This is a genomic window from Halobacillus halophilus DSM 2266 (assembly GCF_000284515.1).
In the GTDB taxonomy this organism is placed as follows: Bacteria; Bacillota; Bacilli; order Bacillales; family Halobacillaceae; genus Halobacillus; species Halobacillus halophilus.
Map to the genome: position 1 here is coordinate 3,904,802 of NC_017668.1, position 25,316 is coordinate 3,930,117.

A 25,316-nucleotide genomic window follows, 5' to 3' on the forward strand; every position below is an offset into this window, starting at 1 on the left:
CAAACAAAATCATTTTTTTCAGCTGCATGGAATGGAGAAACCTCCTAATTAGAGGTACAATAAATCTAAATGAATTTTTACGGAGGTGACTTTTCCTTGGGCTTATTTCTAAGAGTGTTAAGTTTGTCTATCTTATTTCTAACAGCTGGATGCGGGCTTTTAGATAGTAATGAAGAAATGAAGACGGTTACTAAGCAGCCAACATCCACGGTTGATCCTCAGGATAAGAGTTCAATTGATTTTTCTAAAGAGATCAGTATCACGGCTATTGGAGATGTACTGATTCATGACCGTGTCTATGAAGCGGCTGAAACCTCTGAAGGATATAACTTCATGCCTATGATGGAACAGACTGAATCTTACCTTGAGTCATCCACGATCACGATTGCTAACCAGGAAACGATGATCGGCGGGGAAGAATTAGGGCTTTCCGGATACCCTGCTTTTAACTCCCCTGTAGAAATAGGTAATAATCTAAAAGAACTTGGAGTAGATGTGGTAACCCTTGCTAATAACCACACGTTGGATAAAGGAACAAGAGGAATTAATAATGCGATCGAGCACTGGGAAAAAATCGATATGAAATACACGGGAGCTTACCAAAGTAAAGAGGCCAGCGAAGAAATCCTAGTACACGACACGAAAGAAGGAATCAGGGTAGCTATATTAAGTTACACCTACGGGACAAACGGTGTAAAAGCGCCCGATGGGAAAAGCTATGTGGTAAATCGAATCGAGCTTGATAAAATGGCCCAGGACATTGAGAAAGCGAAAGAACAGTCGGATGCCGTCCTTTTAAGTCTTCATTTCGGTGATCAGTATGAACCCTATCCTAATCAATTCCAAAAAGATGTTGTCCAGTTCGCCGCAGATCGCGGAGTAACGGCTGTGATCGGCCACCACCCTCATGTGCTTCAGCCATTAGAGTGGGTAGAAGGCAAGGACGGACATAAAATGCTGACCGCTTATTCCCTGGGAAATTTTTTCTCAGGCCAGGAATCATTTGAGAAACGAGTCGGAGGCATTCTCACCTTTAATTTAAAAATGGACAACAGTGATGACAATGTAGAAGTAGTCAAACCAAGGTTTAAAGTGACATACGTTACGTCCGCACGAGAACATGGATATGAAGTGATCCCGATGGATGATTTCCCAAGCTTAAAAGAAGAGTATGAGGCTAAGAAAAAACACCTCGCCCAATGGATGCCTGAATTGGAATTTATGGAATGAAAGAAGCGGAAAGCTCCCGGCTTTCCGCTTCTTTCTATTTCAATCTTCCTCTGTCTGCAGATCTACAATAATACTGCTCAAAACGAGCGTGAGGATAATGGATGCGATTGTAAAAGCGAATGAAAAGGTCATATTATCCCTCCTTTCTTACCACGTCTGGAATCGCCCGGATCCTGGTGGGGCGTGCTGGATAATCTCAGCTAACGGGATCGTATAAGCAAGCGCAATTAATAGAAATGCAATGCCGATCCATATTTTCCAATTTTCCAAGAAACGCGGTGTCATACTAGAATCGCTTTCTGCAATTGGAAACGCCTCGTAGGTTTGTTCATCTGCTTTTGGAGCAAGCCACCATAGTTGGATTACAATGAAAACGAGTAAAGCAGCGGACAAGAACAAGATGGAACCACCGACAGCCATCGTCACATGGTTGGTTAGTAAGCCATCAAACCAGGCTAGTGCATCATCGTGAGCATATCCGGTGTAAGCTGTACGCCTTGGTGCCCCAAGTAGTCCCAGCAAATGCTGAGCTGTACTCATAAGCAGCATACCAATGGACCAGGTAGCAATTTGCAGGAAGGCTAACTTCTGCAGGGACTTCGTAAACCGCCGGCCCGTTAAGTTAGGAATAAGCCAGAAGGTTAAACCAAAGAATGTCATTGCGACCGGGGTTCCTACGGTTATGTGAAAGTGTCCCACTACCCATAGCGTATTATGAATAACTTCGTTCATTTGAAAACTCGCATTGATGATACCTCCGGCGCCACCCGGGATAAAAAAGGCCATAGCTATGAAGATGGATGTAAAACGAACATCTCTCCACGGAAGCTTGCGAACCCACCCAAAGAGACCTCTGCCGCCAAGCTCCCTGCCTCTTATTTCAAACGTAGCAAACATGGAGAAGGCTGTAATTAAAGATGGGATAATAACCATAAACGTCAAAACCGTCTGCAAAAATTTCCAGAAGCTGGAGATTCCAGGTTCCGTTAACTGATGGTGAAACCCGACCGGAATAGAGAATAAAATAAAAAGTACAAAGGATAACCGGGCCAGAGAATCACTGAATACTCTTCCTCCAATAATTTTCGGAACAATGACATACCATGCCATATAAGCCGGAAGCAGCCAGAAATAAACAAGTGGATGGCCGAAATACCAGAATAAGGAACGACTTAATTCGACATTAATCCCACTCGTCCAGCCAAAAGCCCACGGAATGAATTGAAACAGAACGGTGGCTACAACTCCAAGACAGGCAATCACCCAGAGGATAATTGTTGCAATCGCCATAAAAGCAAATAGCGGACTGAGTTCCCCTTTATGATTCCTTCTCCAGACGGCATAATGCCCGACCAGACTGAACCCCTGAATCCATGTACCAATTACGAACAAGGCAAGACCAACGTAAAACAACCCATGAGCCTGAAGGGGAGCGTAGAATGTATAAAGTACGGACGCTTGCCCCGCTACTACCATGACCACGACTAGAAGGGTTCCTAAGGCGGTCACAGCGAATCCAATCCAGTTCCACAACCTGACCTTTGGGCCAAATGCTCCGAGGGTTCGGCTCATGCCTGCCTGAAAAAAGGCAAAAATAAAGAAAGTTGTAAATACAATAGCTAGTAAAAGGCCGTGAGCGGTGAGAATCTGATAGTAATCCAGCCAGGCTGGCAAATTAAGAGCATCATTTCGGATAAACACTTGCAGGAGCCCGCACAGCGTTCCTATAAGAAAGGCTGAGTAAGCAAATCCTAAATTGAATAACGCTACTTTTCGATCTTTGACTGCAATCTCTCCGGGATTCATTGTTCCACCACCTCAATTTCTGTACTCATAAAATGGTGGCCTGAGCCACAATACTCGTTACAAATGACCAGATAAGATCCCGGTTCTTTGAATGTATGTTTTCGATGATTAATCTGACCTGGAACGGCCATCATATTAACGTTCGTACCGACAATAGAGAAACTGTGAACAACATCTTCACTCGTTAACGTAAACATAACTTCTTCCCCTGCAGGTACTTGCAGCTTGCTTGGTTCATAACCAAATGTAAGTGCGATCATAGCGACTTCATAAGTTCCATCCTCTTTTTTATGAAGTCCAGGCTGATCAAACGGAGTCGTTTCACGCACCTTTTCCGGATCAATGGTCATATGCCCGCTGGAAGGTGCATGTCCCTGTGCAAAAGCACTTACTCCTACTACGGATAGAAAAACGACAAGTGCAATAACTCCAAATCCCAGCCATATTTTTTCATATTTGTGTAAATGCATCCTTTCTCCCCCCTACATACGAACGATATATAATAAATAAATACAAACCCACATCACGACAATAACGGCTCCAACGGCCATTACACTGATTAAAGTCCCTTTCAAGTTTGGTTGAGATGGGCCATTTTTTTTCATGGGCCAGGCCTCCTTTTATGTATTTGATCTATTTCTATTGTATTAGTGGAGAGGGTCATAATAGAATCGGGGAATCCCCCCATTTGTGATGGTGAAATCCCCCAATTCAAAAAAAAGAAACCTTTTCATCAGGTTCCCAGTGGTATATATAATTCAATTCTCGTACCCTTATTCAGCTCGGAAGTTATTTCAAGTTCTCCTCCTGCCGCGCGTGCCCTTTCCTCCATGCTGAAAAGCCCTACTCCTTTTTGTGCACGGTTATTCATAAAGCCTTTGCCTTGATCAGTAATAGAAGCGAAAACCCCACCCTCTGCTTCTTCCAACACGATAGAGGCTTCATCTACACAGGCATATTTTCTTATATTGGTTAGTGCTTCCTGAATGATGCGGTAAATCGTTGTTTCGATTTGAGGCGATAAACGACAGGAAATGTTGGAGGTAAAGTGTACCTTCAATCCATACGAATGGTTAAGACGATTTAAGAAGGAACGAACAGCCGGCATCAAACCCAGTTCATCCAATGCAGACGGCCGGAGCTCCCACGACATGTCCCGCACGTTTTGAATTAAATTTCGTATTTCATCTGTCATCTGGTCTAAAAGGGAATGCTCCACTTCCTGCTGGATACGATGCATGCTAATAAGCAGGCTATACAGTTCTTGGCCAATTCCATCATGAAGCTCTCTGGATACCTGCTTTCTTTCTTCTTCCTGCACGTGGATCAGACGCGTCATCATGTGCTGCAGCTCCTGCTGAACCCTTTTCCTCTCCGTAATCTCATTACGGATGGCCAGATATTGGTAGGGTTTTCCTTTATCATTTAAGAAAGGAACAATGGTCGTATCCACCCAATAGAAGCTTCCATCTTTGGCCTTATTTTTAATTTCTCCCTTCCACACATACCCGGTACCAATCGTACGCCACAGATCCTTAAAAAAATCTTTAGAATGATGTCCTGAATTCAGAAGTCTATGATCGTTGCCAATCAGTTCTTCCACTCCAAATTTAGATATCTCACAAAATTTATTATTTACATAACGAATTCTTCCACGTTGATCCGTAACAGCAACAATCGAAGACTCGTCAAGCGCATATTTAATATCCACGAGTTCTTTCAACGGTTCGTAGGATTCACTATCAAGCAGACTTCTCTCATTCAGGTTATGAATGGTCATAAAATAATTGGCTCTAGTTCCATCCATCCATTCATGAACGACTAAAAAGACAGGAAACGGATTTCCAATCATAGGCTTTGCGTAATACTGCAGCAATACTCCCTTTTCACAGTGAATAAGCTCTTCTACAGAAAAATGAAGAAACAGATCTTCCACACACACCTCAGTCGAAGAAATCTGGAAAAGAAGTTTCGCTCTTTCATTGAAACTTTGTACCATTCCGTTTTCTTGTAAAACGAGAAATCCTTCTTCCTTAGAGGAGATTAGAGCGGGAGGGAAGGGACTGTGTTTTGTCATGATAAACCTCCTTGCTTCAAATAATTACTTATGCGAGCGGCATAAGGATGCCATTGCTGTTCTGACGGTAAGTCATGCTCATTTCGATAGCCGATCAGCAGCACTGCGTCAAATAAATGACCCGTTTGAAGAGGGATAGCAGCAAAGGATTGAAGCTTTTCCGCTAACACTATGGGGTATTTCGACAAAACTAAAGGAAGATCCTTCCTCGAACGGCAGAGAAAAGTTCTTCCTGTCTGCATGACGGTTCCCGCCACACCCGAACCATAGGAAATAACCATGCGTTTATATTTATCATTCAAAGGGTGACTCACATACTTCCACTGTATTTGCTTTGAATGATAATCAAACTTTGCGATAGCGATGACGCAGGCCTCTACTTCCTCTTCCAGTTCGTTGCATATTTCTTCTAATGGGGTGACCACTTTTTCCCTCTCTCCTTTGCTACAATGAATAACCCAGCAGACCTTTCTTCCAGGCATATTCCACTAATTCAGGACGCGTTTTCAGCTGCAGTTTCTCCATCACCCTTGCCTTGTGAGCTTCGACTGTTTTCACAGAGATCACAAGTTGAGCGGCAATGTCTTTATTCGCAAACCCTTTAGCGACCAAGGCCAGTACTTCTCTCTCTCGATCACTTAGCAATCGGTAAGAGTCAGTCGTAGCGCCGTTTTTCAGCTTGCTCATATAATCCTCCATCAATCGTTTCGTTGCAGATGGATACAAATAGGCATCTCCCCCGGCTACTTGCCTGATGGCTTTTACTAATTCTTCATGCGGTGCATTTTTCAAAATACACCCGGATGCGCCTAATTCAATGGCACGGAATAAGTATTCTTCATCATCATGCATCGTCAGAATCAGAATCTGGGTCTCAGGGAATTGTTTTTTTATTTCGGAAGTAGCTGATAATCCGTCCTTTCCATGGGGCATAGAAAGATCCATCAAAACCACACCCGGATTCTTCTCCTCTACTTGCTGGTAAGCTTCGTTTCCTTCTGAAGCTTCTCCAATTACACTAAAATCTTCGACAGCGTCTAACAGCATCATAAGCCCTGAGCGTACGACGGCGTGATCGTCAACAATGACAATCGAAATCATGTTATCTACTCCTCTTTATTCAGCCTTTAAACCAGCGCCATTCCACCACGTCTTTATTGCGTTGCCACTGCATTTCCATCGTGGTATCTTTCTTTATGACTTCAAGCAAATCCTCTTGTTCAGGGGGGAATTCATCCAAAAAAGAATGATAGCGGAAAACAATCCCTTTCCGGTCGACTTCAATGAATACTTCATCAGTATCGGCGTACTCCACAATCATTCGTATGGTAAGCTGAAGCGCGCGAAACGCCAGAACATCCTTTGTAGAAAATACCTCCGTGAGTTTATAGGAGGTGGGGAATTCAACCCTTATACCATAGCGTCTTTCCACTTCTTTTATATATCGTTTAAAGGCCACCGCCAGTCCATATTCATGAAAAGATAAAGGGTAAATTTCATTCGAGCGGCTTCTCATTTCTTCAATCAAATGTGAAAGGAGGACTTGAGTTTCTTTACAAGAATCTTGTGCCGAATCAATACGGTGTAACGCGCTAGTTAACAACTGAGCATAGCGCTCATGTAAATCATAGGACATTTCATAAAGCAGCGATTCGTACATGTGAGAGACTACATATAATGGGGAACGAGTGGTATCATTCATCACTTTAACTCTCCCTTCTTTATTCTTCATACCCTCTATATTACACGCTACTTTATCATGTTCCTATTAGGGCATTCCCTTATTTTAATGCTCTGTAAAATTTCCTTATTGATTTTAAGGTAAAGCTCCCGTTACTTGAAGACTCAGTTTCGAGATAAATGGGTTATAAGGAAGGTCCTCCGGGGGACGATTTCGCTTTCCGTGGGCATGTGGTAAGCTTCCTCAGGCTTCGCCTTCCGGGATCTTACCGATCATGTTCATCCCACAGGAGTCTTCATCGTCCCCCTCCCGACCTGGCCGAATCAGAAACTCGAAATCCACCAAAAATGCCTACTAAAATTAACGGGAGAGCAAAAGAGTATCTAGCTTATTTAAGTGTACAACCCCTGATATATAAGGGGTTAAGGCTGATCCAGAACGATTACTTCTATTATTGAAGGGTCCGTTCACTCCTCAATCATAGGATGGCGGAGGAAACGGCGAGACTCCCGCGGGAGAAGGAGCTAGGCGAGACCCCACAGGGAGTGAAACGAGCGAGGAGGCTTGCCAGTTCCCCCGCAGGAAAGCGAGTTGTTTCTGCAGCCACCCCCTCTCTTTATTAGCAACGGACGCAGAATATCTCGAAACTGAGTCTTCCACAATCCGGCCCTATTGCGTAATAAGCATCTTATGAAAAATCAACAACACACTATAACAAAGCCCAATTTAATAACAGATCAGCTAATTCTATACTGTAAGATTTATTTTGGCCTTGGCAGACGCAGAGCCTCAGTAATGCGAACCCTTCTCCAACGACCATAAACACCTGCAAACATCTCGTAATCGAGTCTTATAGTATGCTCAGATTAAAAATCTGCTTTTCAAGAAAAGACATAAATAGAATCTATAAAAAATCCTGCATGAACTAGCATGCAGGATTACTTGATTATTTAGCGGCTTTACAAAGGTAGAGGGTATAAAATTACTGTCTCGAGTATTGTAGGCTTTCTTGGAGATTCAATTCTTCTACCAGGCTGGAGAGTTCATCCAGCAACGCTTGATTAATGGCTTTTATATGCTTTTTCTTACTGTCGATCTCGTTTCGGTATTTATTGAACATCTCGAGCCAGTCTTTTAAATCATTTATTTCACCCAGCTGCCTTTGGAAAGACTTAAAGTATTTTGCTTCTTCCTTATAGTCAGATGCATAAATTTCATGGAGTGCATTATGAATGTACCTTGTTTTTTTCGAGATAATCCTAACGGAGTGTAAGGCATCGAGCGTTTCTTCATCGACACGACCCTGTTGGGAAGAAACTTCTAAATATTTCTCCACGGCTTCAGCAAATCCGTTTTCGAATTCCTGAAGCCTCTCGTCTACTTGAAGCGGCAGGACATAATTTCGAAGCTCCTTATCTTTAAAATGCTCCCACTGCTCCGCAAAAGTATCGTCGATGATTTCAGGCAGTTTATTTTTAAGTTTCTTTTGATGCTTCAGCCTTTTCTTACCGACCTGATCGCTGAGCTGACGATACACTTCTTCATGCTGCTCCTTAGAAGATTGCTCCGCACGTTCTTCAAACTCCGTAATAAACACATCACGTTCTCTCACTTTTCCTAAACGTTTATGGGCATCATTTAAACGATCCACTAGTGGATGGCTGTTGACGTGGATAAACTCCAGAATGGCACGGATTTTCCGCCCATGGACACGAGCCTGGTGAACACTTTCCTCGTCTTCCTGCTCAAGCGAAAGTTTGCAGTACTCCAGATAGGAGTCAACTAATCCCTGAAGATATTCCCTCCAGCGGCCTACTACTTGCTCATTTCCATCTCCTAGACAATCCTCACAGATTAATTTCTTCTTAACAGACACCAGCGAATCGGCTGATCCGCAAATTTCACAAACCTGAACCTGATCTTGCAATACAGCATAATCATGGTCGAATGTAACATCAATCTTTTTTCCCTGATTCCAGTCAAGCTCGTTTCTATAGTCAGCAGGAATAAGCAAGCGGCCATAGCTGTCCAATGTCTTAACGGAGTCGCCTTCCTCGCCTGTTACGGAAAGCTTTAATCCTTTTTTATGACTCAAAGGCTTCAGCATAAGGTTTTGATTCGATAATTCCAGCTGGTCTCTGATTTCCTTGGGAATCACCAGCCTGCCCATTTTGTCGATTTGCCTTGTGAAAGCTCCACTCATAACCTAACGCCCACCTTTTGAAAGCTTTTATATATGTCATTTCCCAGACTCCAGCACTTCCTAACTAATTTCTAAACATTTTTACAATTTCTTTATAAACCTGACTCTTACATATATTCCCACAGTACGTGCATCCTATGAATGGAGGTGTTAATGATGCAGCCATACTTATGTCCCAACTGTAAAACCAATCGATCCAGGTTCAATATCATCGAACAAAAAGCAACATCCGTAAAAATAGATCCAGGGTCAGGTGAAGTGATTAGTGAATATACGTCTGAGAATCTGGATCCTTTTCATGCCGCTTACCAGGGGCCAGACAAAAAAATCCAATGTGGAGCATGCGGTTTGATCGAAGACGAGAAAACATTTGCCGCTTTCGCCAACTCAAAACCTCTTTAATTGCCCTCAGCGTTCGTTAAAGGGCCCGTGGCATCGTTTTGGCGAATCAATAGATAAATCTCTTTCTTTTGATTGCTGAATAGCTTAGAAGAGCTGCGAGAGCCAATAGCAGAGGAGTAAAATAAATTCCTCCACCTAAAATGATATAACCTGCTGCTCTAAAAGTATCTGATACTTGAAAGTTTTCTTTGTGCAGAAGACGCATGCGATTCGTGAGCTGAGTTCTCATGTCATACAGAGACCAGCTCATTACGCCTGCCAGCTGGACGAATACGACCGAGAAGGAACTGCCAAGTATAATGTTGACCGTAAGGAAAGACAGTAGAAGAGGGACTAATCCTGCTATTCCCCAGCTCACATAAGTCGATGTCCACCCCTTTTCATCAATCGGCAGACTATAGAATATAGGATTCTCTGTAAAATGCGAGCTGAAAATTCCTGCGGCAACTTCTATATACACAAATAACACCACAGGAACACTTACATACATGACCCACTCCGCTCGTAATGATGGGGCGATGATTACAATGACACCGATTAAGAGCGTTTTCCATGCATACCCTGACGATTCTTTCAAATGGCTTCTCCACAACATATGATATAAGGATTTCACCTTAGTAATTTGGCGTATTGCCCTTCGTTCTCTAAGGTAATTACTTACCAGCCCATACCGTTTAGGAGGTTTGATTGTTATATTCGTCATCTGACTGACAAACGTGACATTCCATACCTTGGCATCATTGCGCTCCACCACTTTCATCCAGTTAATGTTTTGAGTGCACGCCGGAATAAAGTAAAACCGCGCGAGTATCAATAAAAAAGTCAGAATTATGGCTGTTGAATATTGGGCTAAGTTCAACTGATGAATCCATATGCCTGAAGCCCCTAGCAAAACGATCACAACTGCCAACAGTCCTGTCTTAACTCTTTTTCTAGCAGAATATAACTTCCACTGGATCGGCGTTAAAAGGGCTATGAAGACGGAATAGATAAAAGCAGCAGAGAGCAACATGTATAAAGACAAGGGAGTTAATCCACCTAATAATGCTGCCAGGGCGAACGCAACCAATAAGTGAAGCGCGAATTTCTCAGCTGCTAATAATAAAAGTATTTTACTTCTGGAGTGGGGGAGCAGACTTAGCTTGAGCTCTGCTGAAGTAAATGGAAGCCCAGGATCTATAAATGACCGCCCAAGCGTACGAATTACCAGGATGGACGGAAGCAGCCATAACCACTCTAGTAGAGAGTTTTCCCAGGTATTCATCAGGGGAATGAACCTTTTCATCCAATCCTGAAGCAGTAACAGAAATACAACAACCATTATTCCTACATAAAAGGCTAACGTTTTGTCGAACGCTAGCTGAAAGGCACGCTGATAAATATCTTTCTTCTTTTTCCAGCGTTTTTTTCGAATCCAATAAAATACCTGCGTAGTAGAACTCATTCATGGTTCCCACTTCGGTCTAACGTATGAAATTCATTAACTTCTCCCTCACCCGATACCCTGCCATCTTTAAGCATCACATAGACATTGGCCAGCTCTTTTACTTTTTCCAGCTGATGCGTCGTCAGCAGAATACTGTCGCCTTTGTCCCGTCGTTCTTTTAACAGCTTCTCAAAATAGGCTCCCGCATAGACATCAAGACCCATAAAAGGTTCATCTATTAACAGTACTGAAACGTCCGGCAATAAAGCGCATATCGTTTGAACTTTCTGCCTCATCCCTTTAGACAATGATTCCGGATATTCATTCAATTTGTCGGTTAGTTCAAAACCTTTGGTATAGGCAGCTACTTTTTCTTCAAAACGTTTCTCTGGAATTTGATAGCTCTTTTGGTATAACTGGAAATGTTGATATACGGTCAGCTCACTGAGTAGTAGAGGTTCTTCGGGTATGTAGCTTAGCTGTCTTTTGTAAGCGGCATAATGCTGATCCTGATCTAAATTATGTATAGAAATTCTGCCCTTTGACTTTTCCCGTGAGCCTAATATGGTTTTAATTAGCGTAGATTTGCCAGCTCCGTTATGTCCGACAAGAGCTAATATTTGTCCTTAATGGATAGAAAAAGATACACCTTCAAGGATCGTATTATTTCTGATCGTCACTTTACAATCTTCCACGACTAAATTTCTTTCCATCCTCTCACCTCTCTTTGCTACCTTTGCGTACGGAACAATTACTGGGAACGTTTCAATTTTTATGTAAAAATACCCCCTGCCACAACATGGCAGGGGGTATGGGCTAATCATTCATTCGGGAAAGAAAGTCTCCCAGCAGATCATCATCATCTTCATCTTCTGTTGTTTCTTCGTCCTGTGAATGAATCTCACCTTGTAAGCTATCAAGATTCAGACCATCCAGTTCATCATCGATACTCTTCCATTCTGTTTCAGAATCAGCATTTGTTTCGTCCTCAGCATGGGCTTCTTGAGTATAATCTCCTAAGGAAGCTTCAGAAGCAGCTGTTTCTTCTTGTAAATAAAGGGCTTCATCTATATCAAATGCATTGCTGTTGAGCGAAGCCAGTAGAGTGGTAGCACGCACGGGATCCATCATTAGCTGATACAGGATACTTCCTATAAGAGCCTCCGAATGTTCGTGCTTAATCCAGTTTCTCTGTTCTTTATTTAAAGCCTTAGGCAGTGGGATGGTAACCGTTTCCTTATTCTTAGCGTAAGTCTCGTTCACTCCATCCAGGACGAATTGTGCAATCCTGCTTGAAAAATTTCGCCTCTCTGTCTCCTTCAGTTGAGTTAATTGTCTCAATAGATGATCAGGAGTATCCGAGGGGATCCGGAACGTAATCGATTGTCCCCTCTCTATCTTTTTCTTTGATTGACTCATAACATCACCTTATTTGGATGAGCCGGTTTTTTGTTCTACTTTTTTACCTTGTTCTTGATTTTTGCCGTGGTTCTTTTTCTCGTTTTTACGGATGAAATCAGAAATCAATTTGTAGTAAGCATTCGCCATCATCCAGATGCTCTCTTCTTCATCTTCAAAGAATTCAATATTGAAACCATCCAGTTTGTTGTTAAGTGACTTGATGTAATCCTTCAGAACCGCGGAGCCTCCGCCCACAAAGTAACAGATCTCTGATTGAGAGTTTCTCTGCCACACATTTCTTAGGAAACGATACTGCTTCTTAGCAAGTTCAAGAAGAATACGGTCCGTAATATCATGTACGTTAGTACGGCTTCCTTTAACCATGATGTGATGTCGATCATTTTTCCTTGTAATGATATCCACGACATCACGGCGGCTGTCTAATTCAACTCCATGTTTTCTAAGAATCTCTTCACGGATCATTTCTAATGATTCAGCTACACCTAGATTGAAGCCCTGCGCTTTATCATCATCAACGTTACGATTTTTAATAACGGCGATATCTGTAGAAAGACCGCCGATATCCTGGATTAGAATTTGTTTGTCGATCAATTCTTTGTTAATGATATTCAAATCATTATCCATCACTAAGTTAACGTAGGCAGCAAACCCTTCCGGATAAACTTTAACCTCATCAAACTTAAGATTTACTTTCATTCCCTGATATTTTGGTGTGACAAGGAATTCAATCTGGTGAACAGACCCAAGAAGGGAAGAACGGTACCCTACGTCTTTGCCTTCTTTTACTTCACGAAGCGGCAGTCCTGTTCCCAATGTGTAGTTAGCTTCTACCACATTATTCTTCGCCGATTGTGCATTCTTCTCTCTAACTGCATCCAAAGCAAGCGATGCAAAAAGCATAATAAGTGTCTGATCTTCCTCAGATTTATAGCTGCCTGGATCTAATTCAGTAGAGTTAGTGGTTTTCGTAGCCAGATTCCCCACACGATAGATAGCATTATTCTCTCTTAAGGCTGGAGAATGCACTCGAATATGTAGATTATCGAGTGGATCCTTTTCATCCAGGTCCTCTATACCGATAACAGGACGATCTTCTAAGTCTCTAGCGACCACGTTAGGAATATATAAAGATGAATCTAGTTTTCCAAAGTTTGCTTTAACTGCATCATTACCAACATCCACAGCTGCAATTCTTGAGTTTGTCATTAATCAGCTCTCCTTTTAATTACTATAATTTACCTTGCCCTTCTATTAATCTATTAGACTCTGCCTTAATAGTCAATGTGCCTTTCGGAGTATTCAATCATGTGTACATGTATACTTTTAATGTACACACGTTTACGTTAAACGTTTACTTGTATTCAATTATGCGTACATGCTTTCATACCAGTATGTGTACGCTTTTGTAATCTTGCATTCATTCACGTGTACGTTTGTCTTACAAATTGTGTACTTGAAAACATTAATGTGTACACTAGTAGATGTGCAGTAATTAGACATAATATTACACAAAAACACGGACTTAGTTTTGAGTGTGAATTCAAAACTGCGGACTTAGTTGGAGGTGGTGAAGAAATCATAAAAAATACCTGTCAGAAAAATGATTTCTGACAGGTATTTCTATAAAAGGGTGTAGGATATTTTTAATTTATAGCGGTAGTGTAGGTAGAAAAAAGTTCTTCTAGTTTATCTGTAAGAGAGAGCATTAATAATCCATTACCTTCAGCAGCTTTAGAGTAGCCGAGAGGTAGAGTCCGTTTGATTAACTGCGAAAATATTTCCGGCTCGGACATGGAGCGTTGAAATTGAGATTCTACAAGAGGAATAATGAGGGCCAATCCACCAGCCACATGTGGTGTAGACATGGAGGTTCCGGAAAGACGAGCGTATTTTCCTCCTATATAGGTAGAGAGAACATCAACTCCCGGGGCTACCAGATCAATCTCATCATTGGTGTTAGTAAAGTCAGCAATGGCCCTCTGATTATCAATTGCGCCCACTTGTATGACTTCATTATAGCAGCCTGGATAGGCATATTCATAAGTGTTTTCGCGTCCATCTCCCTCATTTCCTGCAGCACATACGACAGAAATACCCTGATTAACAGCTTTTTGGACAACCTCATGCATTTCTTTAGCATCATCAGGTCCGCCAAGAGACATAGAAATGACTCTAACACGTTCCCCTTGAGGTCCTTCCCAGTTAATTGCGTATTCAATAGCATTTATAATCCAATCGTACTGTCCACTCCCCTCTCCAGAGAGTACTTTAAGGATTAATAAATCAGCCTGCGGAGCCACTCCAATTACACCTTTCTTGTTATCTATGGCAGCGATTGTTCCGGCCACATGAGTGCCGTGGCCATTATTGTCATCGTAATTCGTCTCATCACCTTCATAGTCATCTGTAAAGTTATAACCACCTAGAATGCGGTTCTCAAGGTCTGGATGGTCCATTTGACAGCCTGTGTCGATGACAGCTACGACGCTCCCTTTTCCCTGACTGGTTCTTTCCCATAAACTCTCTGCCTCCACCAACTTCACACCTTTTGGAAACTCTTCTGCTTCCTGCAGGATCTGTTCGGTACGGTATGGGATTAACTTCATTTCACTCATTTAACTTCCTCCCCTATTTTGAGTCATGCAAGAGCAAAGTGATAGACTGATAACTCATGGTGATAGGTAAAGCTTTCCATTATTATATCATTTTTTGTAAGTATCTGAATATACAGTCAACTATTATTAGACAAGAATTAAAGAAAGCAGGAGAGACTGTTAGGACAGCCATCCTGCTTTCTTTAACGTTTCTTCAGCTAATAGGAATACAAGATATAAATTATAATTAAAATAATCCTTGAATCAATGTAAATCTGATTGTAGTTAATGAAGTAGAATAAAAATACTTTCAAAGATTCCCTAACTTATATACTCTAGGGAAATATAGCCATAGTTCTTAAGATTTCAAACTCATTAAGTGAAGCCATATATTTAAATAAATCTACACAGTCCTTAAGCCTTATATTTTTAAAATGGCTATAAAAGGGTAAATAAAAAAAGACTACGAGAAGTGGAGGGAAAACTATGTACAAAAAACAATGCCAACGCTGTAACCGTCCCTCATATAGCAGCAGCGAAGGCACCTGGATGTGCCCCATATGTCATGAAGATTTAACGTCATTCTCTTTCCTTCCTATTCACAACAAAAAATCAAAATCGGAAGTCGTTAGTATGTATGACCAAACCATGAACGGAACTCCATTCCGGGAAATATAAACATATTAGCTCTTACATCCCTTGAATTCATTCAGTCGTATAGCTGTAAAAAAAGGATTGCACCCAACGTGCAATCCTTTTTTACTAGTATTATAGAATTTATGGCAGGAAACGGCGTGGATCCACTGAATTAGACCGGCTTGGATTCCAGGAACCGATATGAATCTCAAAGTGTAGATGCTGCCCTGTTGAGTTCCCTGTGCTTCCCATATTACCCAGGAAATCGCCTTGCGATACAGACTCTCCTGCCGACACAGCCGGAGTGGATCTCAGATGGGCATATACAGTCGTGTACGTCTTGCCATCGATACGGTGAGTAATAAATACATTATTCCCGTAACTGGATGAATAACCGGCACGTATGACTGTTCCATCGGCTGCAGCCCTTATAGGTACAGTTCCGCTCTTAGCTAGATCAATACCGGAGTGTAGGCGGCTTTCGTTATGAATCGGATGGAACCTCATTCCGTATTCGGATGTTGTTCCGGCGGATGCAGGCCAGGCGAACTTGGCACTGCTGCCTGAAGAGCTGGAAGTTGCTTTTTTATCTTCTTCTGCTTCTTTTTCAGCTTCCTCTTCTGCTTTCTTCTCTTCTTCTTCGGCTTTTCGTTCAGCTTCTTCTGCTTCTTCAGCAGCTTTTTCATCGGCACGATCCTGGGCAGCTTTTCTGGCGGCTTCCTCAGCTTCTTTTCTTGCTTTTTCAGCTGCGGCTTTTCTAGCTGCTTCTTTACGTGCTTTTTCTTCCGCTGCTTTTTGTTCAGCTTCTTCGGCTGCCTTCTCGGCACGTTCGATTTCTTTCTTGATCGCTGCTTCCTGTGCGGCAAGTGTTTCATTCTCTTCTTCTAAGTCCATCACATAAGCGTGAAGTTCTTCTTCTTCCAATTCAAGTGACTTCATCAGCTCATTTTTATCTTCCTTCTGGCTGTCCAGGTCACGCTTTAATGATTCCAGTTCAGAAAGTTTTTCTTCAAGAGAGGTTAATTCTTCTTCCACCTCTGCCTTTTTGCTTTCAACAGCTTCTTTATCGGCTTTATGCTGTTCAAGTATTTCCCTATCCTGTTCGGCAATGGTATTTAAGCTCATGATTCTTTCGAGGAAGTTACCGAAGCTTTCTGCTCCCATAAGTACGTCTAAGTAATCAATGGCTCCTCCATTCTGGTACATGGACTTCACACGATCTTTTAGAAGCTCGTCCCGTTCAGCGATTCGCTTTTCCAGTTCAGTAATATCTTCTTTCAACTGTTCGATGTTCTCTCTTGTTTGCTCTACTTCTTCTTCTTTTTTATCTATTTTCTCAGTCGTCTCCATCATCTGTTTGTCCAGGCGCTCAATTTCCTGGTTCAATTGTTCCTGGTCTTCTTTAAGTTTGTCAATTTGTTCCTGTTTTTCCTGTTTCTCAGATTCATTGTCTGATTGGCTGTCTTTGTTTTCTTCTAGCTGATCCTCATTTTCCTCTACTTGCTCTTTACTTTTTTCGATTTGTTCTTCATACGATTCTGCGAAAACTGGGCTCGTTCCGGACGATAAGCCGGCAAGTACAAGCGTGGCGATCAGGAGTGCAACTGTAAACTTAAACTTCAATCCCTCTTCCTCCCCAAAACACATGTATATGTTTATATTAAACTTTCAGATATTTTCTAATAGACGTAAAGCTTCCCCATAATCCGATAATGACACCCATTAAAATGAGCAAAATGGATACTTTCCATATAAACGGGTAGACAGGGAGTAATTCAACGAATAGTGTCGGATATCGGGTCGTAACTTCCTGGAACAAGTATCTATATCCAAAGACTACGACAGCGATTGGAATAGCAGATCCTAGCATACCAATTAAGATGCCTTCTACTAAAAATGGCCAGCGAATAAACCAGTTGGTTGCTCCTACCATTTTCATAATTCCGATTTCTTTTCTTCGTGCCACAATGGTAATACGGATGGTATTCGCAATGAGGAACATGGCTGTGAACAACAGACCTGCGATTATGGCAAGCCCAATATTACGAGCTAAATCCATCACATTAAAAAGCCGTTGAACGGTTTCTTTGGCATATTCCACCTTCTCAACGTTTTCGAATGACTTAATAGACTGAGCCACTTGAATGGTGTCTTCAGGATTTTTTGTTTTGACGATGTACACATCATTTAGCGGGTTCTCATCTTTAAGGGATTCAAATACTTCTCCTTCTTCTCCCAGACTGTCGATTAACTTTTCCAGTCCTTCTTCCTTGGATTGAAAGGTAACGGTGTCCACTTCGGGGATGTTTTGCAGTTTATCTTTTAGTTCATTTTGACCCGGCTCTTCAAGTGTTAAGTCCATAAAGACACGGACTTCTACGTTTTCTTCGATTTGAGAGCCTATATGGTTCAAATTAAGGAGTAATGCAGCGAAGACTCCTACCAGCAGCAGCGTAACCGTTACAGCTGATATAGAAGCTAAGGACATCCAGCGGTTTCTCGTAATATTCTTTACGCCCTCTTTACCATGTCGTCCAAATGTCTTAAGTTTCATCTTTGATGCCACCTCTTACTTCCGAATTGCCGATTTTCTCTCTTTTTTTAAATCGGATGGCTTTCAGGACACCGAAAGATAAACGATTGCGATGCTGCTTATCATACAATTTATATCACTTCCTGATTTAAACTCATGATGTAAATCTTCGATGTCTGAAATATGTAGTCTTACATTTCCGGCTTCTTTTACCTTTCTAATTATAACAAACAAGTTCGATAAAAAAAGACAATTTATTATTACATTTGTGTTTCATGCTTTTACATAAACGTGACAAAACCAGGGTATTTATGGTCTGTTGCCCAATATTTTGTCGAATGACACATGTATATACATACAAGGTTCAAACCATAACAAAAAAGACAACTCCTTTTGGAATTGTCTTTAATAACTGTATGAAATTCATCATTAATTTTTAAATTGCTTTAATGCTTCAAGTTCACGTTTCAAGCGCGTGTTTTCATTTCGAATGGCTTCCACATTTTCTGTTTGGCCTTCTACCGGCAAAAGGTTGATTTCATACCAGGCTTTACTCTGCACATCGTTCCCTTCACTCGTTCGTTTGATGAGAGCTGTTGGGTACATCGTTTTTACTGCATCGATCTCTTTCTGAGATAGCCGAAGCTCTCTAAAATAAACACCTTCACTAAAGGATTCTGACAAAAACTTGTTGAAGTCATCAGCTGCCATGTGCTTCGCTCCTTTATATATTGGTCTTTAAAAACGAGTTCTCCATCTTTCACCGGCTTAAGATTGTTGATACACAGATTCTTTTACAACGACATTAGCTACTACTTCCATCGGATCCACGAGCGGTACGGGGAGGTGATAAGGTCTCAGTACCAGACCAATCTCCGTACACCCTGATATGATTAATTGGGCGCCGTTATCCAGAAGTTCCTGAGAAGCGTCTTTCAGAAGCTGGAGTGGCTCTCCATCCGTATTCCCGCTCTTTATGCCATTTTCACCATAAATGGACTTCATGACCTTTTCATTTTGCGTCACGGGTGTTGGATAGACAATATCCAGGTGATCGAGATACTTTTCAAAAAGACCGGTCTCTAATGTACCCGTCGTAGCAAGAACTCCAATTTTAGAAATATCCGGATAGAAACTGCGAATAAACTTTTTCAACTCTAAAAAAGCATTCAGTAATGGATACGAAACCTCTTTTTGTACGTCTTCTATGAAATAATGGGCGGTCATACACGGAATACAGGCTACCTCAACGTCCAGCTTTTCTAAATTCTTAGCTGCGTGGATCATTTCGGGTACCGGGTTCTCGCCTCTTCCGGAAATGGCTTCTGTGCGGTCAGGGATCTTTGCATTGCTGTCGATAATGACGCGGAAATGTTCCTGATCCTTTCTGGCACTGGTTGCTCGGATGATTTTCAGATAACATTCAGCCGTGGCCTCAGGCCCCATGCCTCCAAGTATACCGATTAGTTTGTCGTTCATGAAATGCCTCCTTGCGTAAGACCCGAACCTTCCTTTGATGACTATAAGATTCCTGCCACTCTGTTTTTCAGCGGCTTGAATAATTCTTCTTCATCTATTTCTGGTCTCGCTTTGTTTAGTTGCTCAAGCGCGATTTTTGCTCCTGGGTCCATGCCCTGACATCCAGCTAAGAGTACAACATCGTCTGTTCCTGCTTCTGATAAAGCGTGGCGGACAGCGTCGTCCAACTCTTTATATAAATGCACCTGGATACCTGCATCATTCATCATTTCCTGGAAGACCCGCAGTTCCTCATTGGTGACCTGGTCTTTTTCTGTGACATGGGACTCGCTGAGTGTCGCGATTACTTCCTTAATTCCGAGCTTTGGAGCCCATTCCACAATCGCTTTTGCATTCTCACGGTTTACCGTTACACCACGGCTGCCGCGGATCGCATAAACGAGCTTCAATTGGTTATACTCCATCTGCTGCAATGTGCTTAAGGTAACGTTAATATTGCCGTAGTTAGCAAAATGGTCATCTAAAATTTTAAAGTCATCTTCAAATACCATTTCAAAACGGCGTTCCACGCCTCCAAAGGACTTCAGCCCTTTTTGAATCGTTGGAATCGGTACCTCACTCAGTAATCCTGCTGCAATAGCCACCATTGAGTTATAAACGGAATGGTAACCAGGAGTCGATAATTCAATATCAAATTCCTGAGGCTCAATTGGTGCCTCTCCTACATATATCGGCTTTCTGACTTCAACTGTAAATTTCGCACGCCCGGTAGACAAGTCAAGGTTCTTACAAATAAGATCCCCATCACCCGTTTCCACACTAAGCGTGAGCAATTGTGCTTTCGTTTCATCTACAAGAGAAGCCGAATATGGATCATCCAGGTTCAGGATGGCCCATTTATCAGCGCCAGCTTCTCTGATAAGACTTGCTTTAGCATTAAAGTACTCCTCAAAGGAGCCGTGCAGATCGATATGCTCGCGGCTGATATTATTCAGCGTTACAATATCGAAATCCACGCTCCCTACCCTTTTTAAATCGAGGGCGGAAGAAGAAACTTCCATCGTTACGTGAGAGACGTCCTGGTCCCTCATTTGGGCAAAGTAGTGATGGAGATCCAGCGATTCCGGTGTCGTCAGTTTCGTCGGCTCGGAGTAGTCACCGAATTTAACGACTACTGTTCCTATGAGCCCTGTTTTGACTCCATGCTCTTCCAGGATCGCATCGGTCATAAAGGATGTAGAGGTTTTCCCATTGGTTGCGGTAATGCCGATCGTTTTCATCGATTGGGACGGATGATGATAGAAAGCGTCGCTCAGCGCGGCAAGCGCCTGACGGCTATCCTCTACGCGAAACTGAGGAATGTCATTCCATCCTTCTTGATAATCCTCGACCACAATGGCTGTCGCTCCATTAGATATAGCTTCTAATATATACGCATGCCCATCCGTTTTAAACCCTTTAATACATACAAAAATGTCTCCCTGCTTCACTTTTCTGGAGTTATAAGCCAGTCCATGAATATCCAGCTCCTGCTCATTCCAAGCATCTAAAACTTGAATGGATTTCAGCAATTCATATAGTTTAGCCATTCTAATCTACCTTCCCTGCAATGTTTTAACCTTATCCGATTATTGCGATCCTTATTTTGTATATGGGTAAGCTTTTTGATGTTTTTTCACAATCTTACTGAATCAGCTTGTTTTCCGTACTTTTCCAGCCACTAGACCTGCCATTTTCTTTCCGAATGCAAAAGCGGGTTTTGGATCTTTTGCATCCCATATCGCATGGGCCTTTGGACGGAAATAAGATGCCAGTACTTTTTGAATGGAGAGCTGTCCCGTTTTAACGTATTCACGTACGGCCAGTAAATCTTCGTAAGCATACCAGAAGACCAGATTCATGTCTTTCTCAACGGCTTTTGGCTCGACCGGGTTCCCGGTAAGCTCCCTGTAAGTAATATAAGGCATGTTGATTCCCGTTTTATATAACAGGCTGTTTAAGTTCGTAATTCGGACATTAATTTCAATTAAATAGAATTGTCCAGTTTGTTCATCTTTTTTAAATTCAATTTCTGCAAATCCTTTATATTGGATGCCTTCAAGAAACTTCTTCCCAAGGTCATACAGTTCCGGGACATATTTCTGCTGGGTGTAAACCGAGGCCCCGTAGTTCACAGGGAATTGACGAAGTTTTTGGCAAGTGACCCAGTGTGTAACCTCTGAATACTGATTTAAGTAGGCGTCGAAGGTGTACATATGATCATCGAAGCCAGGAATAATCCGCTGTACAATCACTTCGATATTTTCTTCTTTAGCCATATTGACCTTTTCCAGAAGCTCTTCTTCCGTAAAGACTTTAAACAGCTTCCTTCTAAACTTGGACACAAAAGCAGGAGAATCGACCGGTTTAACGAGACACGGAAATTGAATCTTTTCCTCTACTTTTTGTAAAAAGTTCTCTTCATCAATATGAACGGTTTCAGGAACCGCTACCCCGTGCTCGGAAGCGAGCGTATGCAACGTACCTTTGTCCATTATTTTAGTATATAGTCCTTGTTCTTTTTGGGGAATAAGGAAATGTTCCCGTAATTCCATTAAATGCTCGTCTACAAACTCTACGTAAGGATCAGCTGTAGGAATAAGAACAGGAGTCTTGCTCTGCTGTTTGGAGTAATCAATCAAAAAGGAAAGAAGTCCTTCTGGATCCTTTTTATAATGAGGAGCGATTAACGCTTCAGAGACATACTTGGACTCAAGTCCATAAGCCCCTTCCCACGAATAATCGACAGCCGCTACGTGCACATCGTGAATGCCTAAGCAGCGGATTGTACTCAATCCTATATAATAATTCGCACCTAAAACAACCGCTTTATTATCCATGAATAATCCCCTTTTTTCAAACGTGACATAACATTTATTTCATTAAACTCATTCATAGTTGAGCAAACCCTATTCGCCGAATATCTAAACATATCTATTCTACCATATTATCCAGGCTAACAAAACGAGCAGCCCTTGATTATGGAAGAAGACCCACCGTTTACCGGAAAGAACATTTGGGAATATATGTATGACCTGGTCCGGTAATATTTGTAAGACATTCAGAATTCCTTCCTCATGTAAAAAAGCGGCCTTTCCCTTTAGGGAGGCCGCTTGGACGTAAGCATTTATTTATAGGAATGACTGAAATCAATTTCTGACGGGACTTCTTCAGCTTGAGCCGGCTCTTTTTGGATCTTCTTAAAGCGATTCGCCACTTTATCCACGGCATATAACACTAGAAACGTAAGAAGGACAGTAAGGGACAGCATATAAAGAGATGTAAGCATAAGCTAATATCCCCTTTCAAATAGTATTTATCAGGATTTATCACTAAATCCTTGTATATAATACCAGAAATCAGGGTCTTGTAAACCTATATCCGCAAATTCTTACACATACATCTTTTTCCTAGCGTATTTTAAGTCTTCCTATTAATTCCTCTAAATAATATACCCCTCTGCTATACTGAATGTACCTCCGTATTATGCAGGCGTTTCCATCCCTGAATAATGACACTTTACTATTAAAGGAGAGATCCTGATGAGAGAGCCAGCAGGCAAGTGCCGCAACTGTGATACGTTAATTTATTGTTCAGGTGGATTTTTGGAAGGAGTGGTGAACAATGATCAGACCCTTTGCTGTTTTACTTGTGCAAACCAGACATCCACAGAAAAACCAACGGTCTCATTACGTTCCTATCATCCAGAATGGCCCGTATTATTCGAACAGGAACAAGAGTTGATAGCAGAATCTTTGGGTGAAAATGCTCTTGGAATTGAACATATAGGCAGCACTGCCATCCCCGGGTTACAAGCTAAGCCTATTATTGACATTATGGCAGGGATCAGGTCTCTGGCCTCTTACGATTCATACATACCGCATTTATCAGCCATTGGATATATGTACGTCCCTAAGCCGGAACTTGTGGAGCGTCGTTTTTTCAAGAAGAAAAAGGAAACGCAGACATTTCATTTACACCTTTGTGAATTTGGCGGGAAGGAATGGGAAGAAAAACTTCTGTTTCGGGATTACCTGCGCCAGCATCCGGAAGCGATGGAAGAATATAATTCCCTTAAACAGACACTAGCCATTCGCTATCAAAAAGACCGGCCTTCCTATACGAAAAGTAAGGAACCCTTTATTTCATCCATCATTCAGAAAGCTAAAAAAAAATAAAGCACCCAAACCCTGGACGGATATGGATGCTCGTTATCATTTACTGGTTTCCTAAACGGGTATAATAATTAGCAGCAGTTTCGATCCCTTTGGTAAAGTTCTCCAAGTGAAAATGTTCATTCGGAGCATGAAGATTTTCAGAAGGAAGTCCAAAGCCCATGAGTACAACAGGAGCCTTTAAGACGCTTGCAAACACTTCAACAATGGGAATCGATCCTCCTTCTTTAGGGAAAAGCGGACGAACGCCGTACACTTCTTCATATGCATCCGCTGCCGTTTGGATATAGGCATCTTTAGAATCAATAGCCACCGGATCTGCCTGAATCAATTGCTCCGTTTCGATTCGGGCTCCAGCAGGCTTATGAGTCTGAAGATGACTCTGAATAGCTTCATAAACCGCCTGAGGATTCTGGTCGCCTACTAAGCGGCAGCTGATTTTGGCACTGGCCTGATTGGGCACAATAGTTTTTAACCCTTCTCCCTGAAAACCGCCTGTAATCCCGTTGATCTCAAGCGTCGGACGTATACCTACACGCTCCTGGAAAGTAAACCCTTCTTCACCAAAAAAGGTTTCTAGTCCAAGTTCTCTTTTTATTTTTTCATTATTAAATGGAACTTGCGCAACTTCTTCTCTTAAATCCTCAGTAGCTTCAGGAACACCCTCATAAAAACCTTCTACAGCGATTTTTCCTGTGTCATCATGAAGGCTGTCCATTAGAGAAACAAGGGCGTGAATCGAGTTGGGTACAGCTCCCCCGTAGGAGCCGGAATGTAAGTCAGTATTTGCTGTGTTTACTTTTACTTCCATCGCAAGGGCTCCGCGAAGCGAAGTGCAGATGGCCGGCTGTCCTTTTTCAATAAAAGTTGTATCGCTGATGACGACAGCATCTGCAGTCAGCTTTTCTTCATGATCCCTTATAAAAGGAGAAAGGTTAGGGCTCGCAACTTCCTCTTCTCCCTCGATACAAAACTTGACATTAACCGGGAGCGTGCCGTTTTCTTTCATGAGAAGCTCCATCGCTTTAATATGAAGGAACAATTGCCCCTTATCATCCGTTGCTCCGCGGGCATAAATTTTCCCATCACGGACCACTGGCTCAAATGGAGGCGTTTCCCACAATTCAAGAGGGTCTTCGGGCTGGACATCGTAATGACCGTAAATAAGGACCGTAGGCTTGTTCTCCGCCTGGAGCCAATCCCCATATACAATAGGATGACCTTTCGTCTGAATGACCTCTACATTTTCCATACCGGCTTTCTTTAGAGCTTCAGCTACCCAATCGGCTCCCCTATTTACATCTTCTTTACGGTCAGGTAAGGAAGATATGCTCGGGATCTTTAAGAAATCTTTTAGTTCCTCTATAAATGAATCCTTATGTAATTCCACCTGTTCTTTCACGATAAAAACCCTCCTTAAGATTATACGTATTAGTATAACGAAAAACTCACCTTAAGAAAGGTGAGTTTGATGAATAAATAATTAAATTATAGCAATGAAATGATAAAACCAATAACCACAATAAGACCAATAATCATTAGAATCGTACGTAACATAAAAACACCTCTTCACTTTAGGATTATGTATATGACTATTCCTTATTTTGGACAAG

At 42.0% G+C, this 25,316-nt stretch carries 24 protein-coding genes; 3 read left to right on the top strand and 21 right to left on the bottom strand.

Annotated features, from left to right (window positions below; genetic code table 11):
* Positions 1-114 precede the first annotated feature (114 nt).
* Entirely contained in the window at positions 115-1,230 is a 1,116-nt protein-coding gene (locus tag HBHAL_RS19130) for a CapA family protein (RefSeq protein ID WP_223254237.1), read from the top strand.
* Between the two features lie 147 nt (positions 1,231-1,377).
* Here the strand turns inward: HBHAL_RS19130 and HBHAL_RS19135 are convergent, their stop codons facing one another.
* The 8 genes from HBHAL_RS19135 to HBHAL_RS19170 all read right to left on the bottom strand — a co-directional run bounded on the left by HBHAL_RS19135 (position 1,378) and on the right by HBHAL_RS19170 (position 8,997).
* Complete coding sequence (locus HBHAL_RS19135; RefSeq protein WP_014645178.1) at positions 1,378-3,036, bottom strand: b(o/a)3-type cytochrome-c oxidase subunit 1; 1,659 nt, start codon at positions 3,034-3,036, stop codon at positions 1,378-1,380.
* Complete coding sequence (locus HBHAL_RS19140; protein ID WP_014645179.1) at positions 3,033-3,506, bottom strand: cytochrome c oxidase subunit II; 474 nt, start codon at positions 3,504-3,506, stop codon at positions 3,033-3,035. Before HBHAL_RS19140 ends, HBHAL_RS19135 begins: the two co-directional genes overlap by 4 nt.
* Before the next feature lie 12 nt (positions 3,507-3,518).
* Positions 3,519-3,641 carry a hypothetical protein gene (locus tag HBHAL_RS19145; RefSeq protein ID WP_014645180.1) on the bottom strand — a complete coding sequence of 41 codons (123 nt, stop codon included), beginning with the start codon at positions 3,639-3,641 and terminating at the stop codon, positions 3,519-3,521.
* A gap of 128 nt (positions 3,642-3,769) precedes the next feature.
* On the bottom strand, positions 3,770-5,113 hold the full coding sequence (locus HBHAL_RS19150; protein ID WP_014645181.1) for a PAS domain-containing sensor histidine kinase: 1,344 nt from the start codon (positions 5,111-5,113) through the stop codon (positions 3,770-3,772).
* A complete protein-coding gene (locus tag HBHAL_RS19155; protein WP_014645182.1) occupies positions 5,110-5,538 on the bottom strand; it encodes a GAF domain-containing protein in 429 nt (142 codons plus the stop codon). Before HBHAL_RS19155 ends, HBHAL_RS19150 begins: the two co-directional genes overlap by 4 nt.
* A 19-nt stretch (positions 5,539-5,557) precedes the next feature.
* Positions 5,558-6,214, bottom strand: a complete 657-nt coding sequence (locus tag HBHAL_RS19160; protein WP_014645183.1) for a response regulator — start codon at positions 6,212-6,214, stop codon at positions 5,558-5,560.
* 19 nt (positions 6,215-6,233) lie between these two features.
* Entirely contained in the window at positions 6,234-6,845 is a 612-nt protein-coding gene (locus tag HBHAL_RS19165; RefSeq protein ID WP_145956078.1) for a sensor histidine kinase, read from the bottom strand.
* Positions 6,846-7,776: 931 nt separating this feature from the next.
* Positions 7,777-8,997 carry a CHAD domain-containing protein gene (locus tag HBHAL_RS19170; protein WP_014645185.1) on the bottom strand — a complete coding sequence of 407 codons (1,221 nt, stop codon included), beginning with the start codon at positions 8,995-8,997 and terminating at the stop codon, positions 7,777-7,779.
* A 153-nt stretch (positions 8,998-9,150) separates the two neighbouring features.
* Here HBHAL_RS19170 and HBHAL_RS19175 point away from each other — a divergent pair, with 153 nt between their 5' ends.
* Positions 9,151-9,399, top strand: a complete 249-nt coding sequence (locus tag HBHAL_RS19175) for a hypothetical protein (protein WP_014645186.1) — start codon at positions 9,151-9,153, stop codon at positions 9,397-9,399.
* Positions 9,400-9,445: 46 nt separating this feature from the next.
* On the opposite strand, the gene HBHAL_RS19180 is transcribed toward HBHAL_RS19175, so the two are convergent.
* The 12 genes from HBHAL_RS19180 to HBHAL_RS21630 form a co-directional block, all read right to left on the bottom strand.
* On the bottom strand, positions 9,446-10,843 hold the full coding sequence (locus HBHAL_RS19180) for a hypothetical protein (RefSeq protein ID WP_014645187.1): 1,398 nt from the start codon (positions 10,841-10,843) through the stop codon (positions 9,446-9,448).
* Complete coding sequence (locus tag HBHAL_RS19185; RefSeq protein ID WP_223254301.1) at positions 10,840-11,445, bottom strand: ATP-binding cassette domain-containing protein; 606 nt, start codon at positions 11,443-11,445, stop codon at positions 10,840-10,842. Before HBHAL_RS19185 ends, HBHAL_RS19180 begins: the two co-directional genes overlap by 4 nt.
* Before the next feature lie 196 nt (positions 11,446-11,641).
* Positions 11,642-12,244, bottom strand: coding sequence for a hypothetical protein (locus tag HBHAL_RS19190; protein ID WP_014645189.1), 603 nt, complete (start codon positions 12,242-12,244; stop codon positions 11,642-11,644).
* A gap of 9 nt (positions 12,245-12,253) precedes the next feature.
* On the bottom strand, positions 12,254-13,453 hold the full coding sequence (locus tag HBHAL_RS19195) for a ParM/StbA family protein (RefSeq protein WP_014645190.1): 1,200 nt from the start codon (positions 13,451-13,453) through the stop codon (positions 12,254-12,256).
* Positions 13,454-13,890: 437 nt separating this feature from the next.
* The gene (locus tag HBHAL_RS19200) at positions 13,891-14,862 is read right to left on the bottom strand and encodes a S8 family peptidase (RefSeq protein ID WP_014645191.1); all 972 of its coding nucleotides are present in this window, start codon (positions 14,860-14,862) and stop codon (positions 13,891-13,893) included.
* A gap of 756 nt (positions 14,863-15,618) precedes the next feature.
* On the bottom strand, positions 15,619-17,100 hold the full coding sequence (locus HBHAL_RS19205; RefSeq protein ID WP_014645192.1) for a murein hydrolase activator EnvC family protein: 1,482 nt from the start codon (positions 17,098-17,100) through the stop codon (positions 15,619-15,621).
* A gap of 37 nt (positions 17,101-17,137) precedes the next feature.
* Complete coding sequence (gene ftsX, locus HBHAL_RS19210; RefSeq protein WP_014645193.1) at positions 17,138-18,031, bottom strand: permease-like cell division protein FtsX; 894 nt, start codon at positions 18,029-18,031, stop codon at positions 17,138-17,140.
* A gap of 408 nt (positions 18,032-18,439) precedes the next feature.
* Entirely contained in the window at positions 18,440-18,721 is a 282-nt protein-coding gene (locus tag HBHAL_RS19215) for a hypothetical protein (protein ID WP_014645195.1), read from the bottom strand.
* 57 nt (positions 18,722-18,778) lie between these two features.
* Positions 18,779-19,489 carry a cysteate racemase gene (gene cuyB, locus HBHAL_RS19220; RefSeq protein ID WP_014645196.1) on the bottom strand — a complete coding sequence of 237 codons (711 nt, stop codon included), beginning with the start codon at positions 19,487-19,489 and terminating at the stop codon, positions 18,779-18,781.
* 41 nt (positions 19,490-19,530) lie between these two features.
* Positions 19,531-21,078 carry a Mur ligase family protein gene (locus HBHAL_RS19225; RefSeq protein WP_014645197.1) on the bottom strand — a complete coding sequence of 516 codons (1,548 nt, stop codon included), beginning with the start codon at positions 21,076-21,078 and terminating at the stop codon, positions 19,531-19,533.
* Positions 21,079-21,180: 102 nt separating this feature from the next.
* A complete protein-coding gene (locus HBHAL_RS19230) occupies positions 21,181-22,368 on the bottom strand; it encodes a carboxylate--amine ligase (protein WP_014645198.1) in 1,188 nt (395 codons plus the stop codon).
* Between the two features lie 287 nt (positions 22,369-22,655).
* Positions 22,656-22,817: a hypothetical protein gene (locus tag HBHAL_RS21630; protein WP_014645199.1), complete on the bottom strand. Its 162-nt coding sequence runs from the start codon at positions 22,815-22,817 to the stop codon at positions 22,656-22,658.
* Between the two features lie 253 nt (positions 22,818-23,070).
* Between HBHAL_RS21630 and HBHAL_RS19235 the strand changes: the two genes are divergently transcribed.
* Complete coding sequence (locus tag HBHAL_RS19235) at positions 23,071-23,706, top strand: GrpB family protein (protein WP_014645200.1); 636 nt, start codon at positions 23,071-23,073, stop codon at positions 23,704-23,706.
* Positions 23,707-23,746: 40 nt separating this feature from the next.
* Here the strand turns inward: HBHAL_RS19235 and HBHAL_RS19240 are convergent, their stop codons facing one another.
* Complete coding sequence (locus tag HBHAL_RS19240; protein ID WP_014645201.1) at positions 23,747-25,105, bottom strand: dipeptidase; 1,359 nt, start codon at positions 25,103-25,105, stop codon at positions 23,747-23,749.
* Positions 25,106-25,316: the final 211 nt, after the last annotated feature.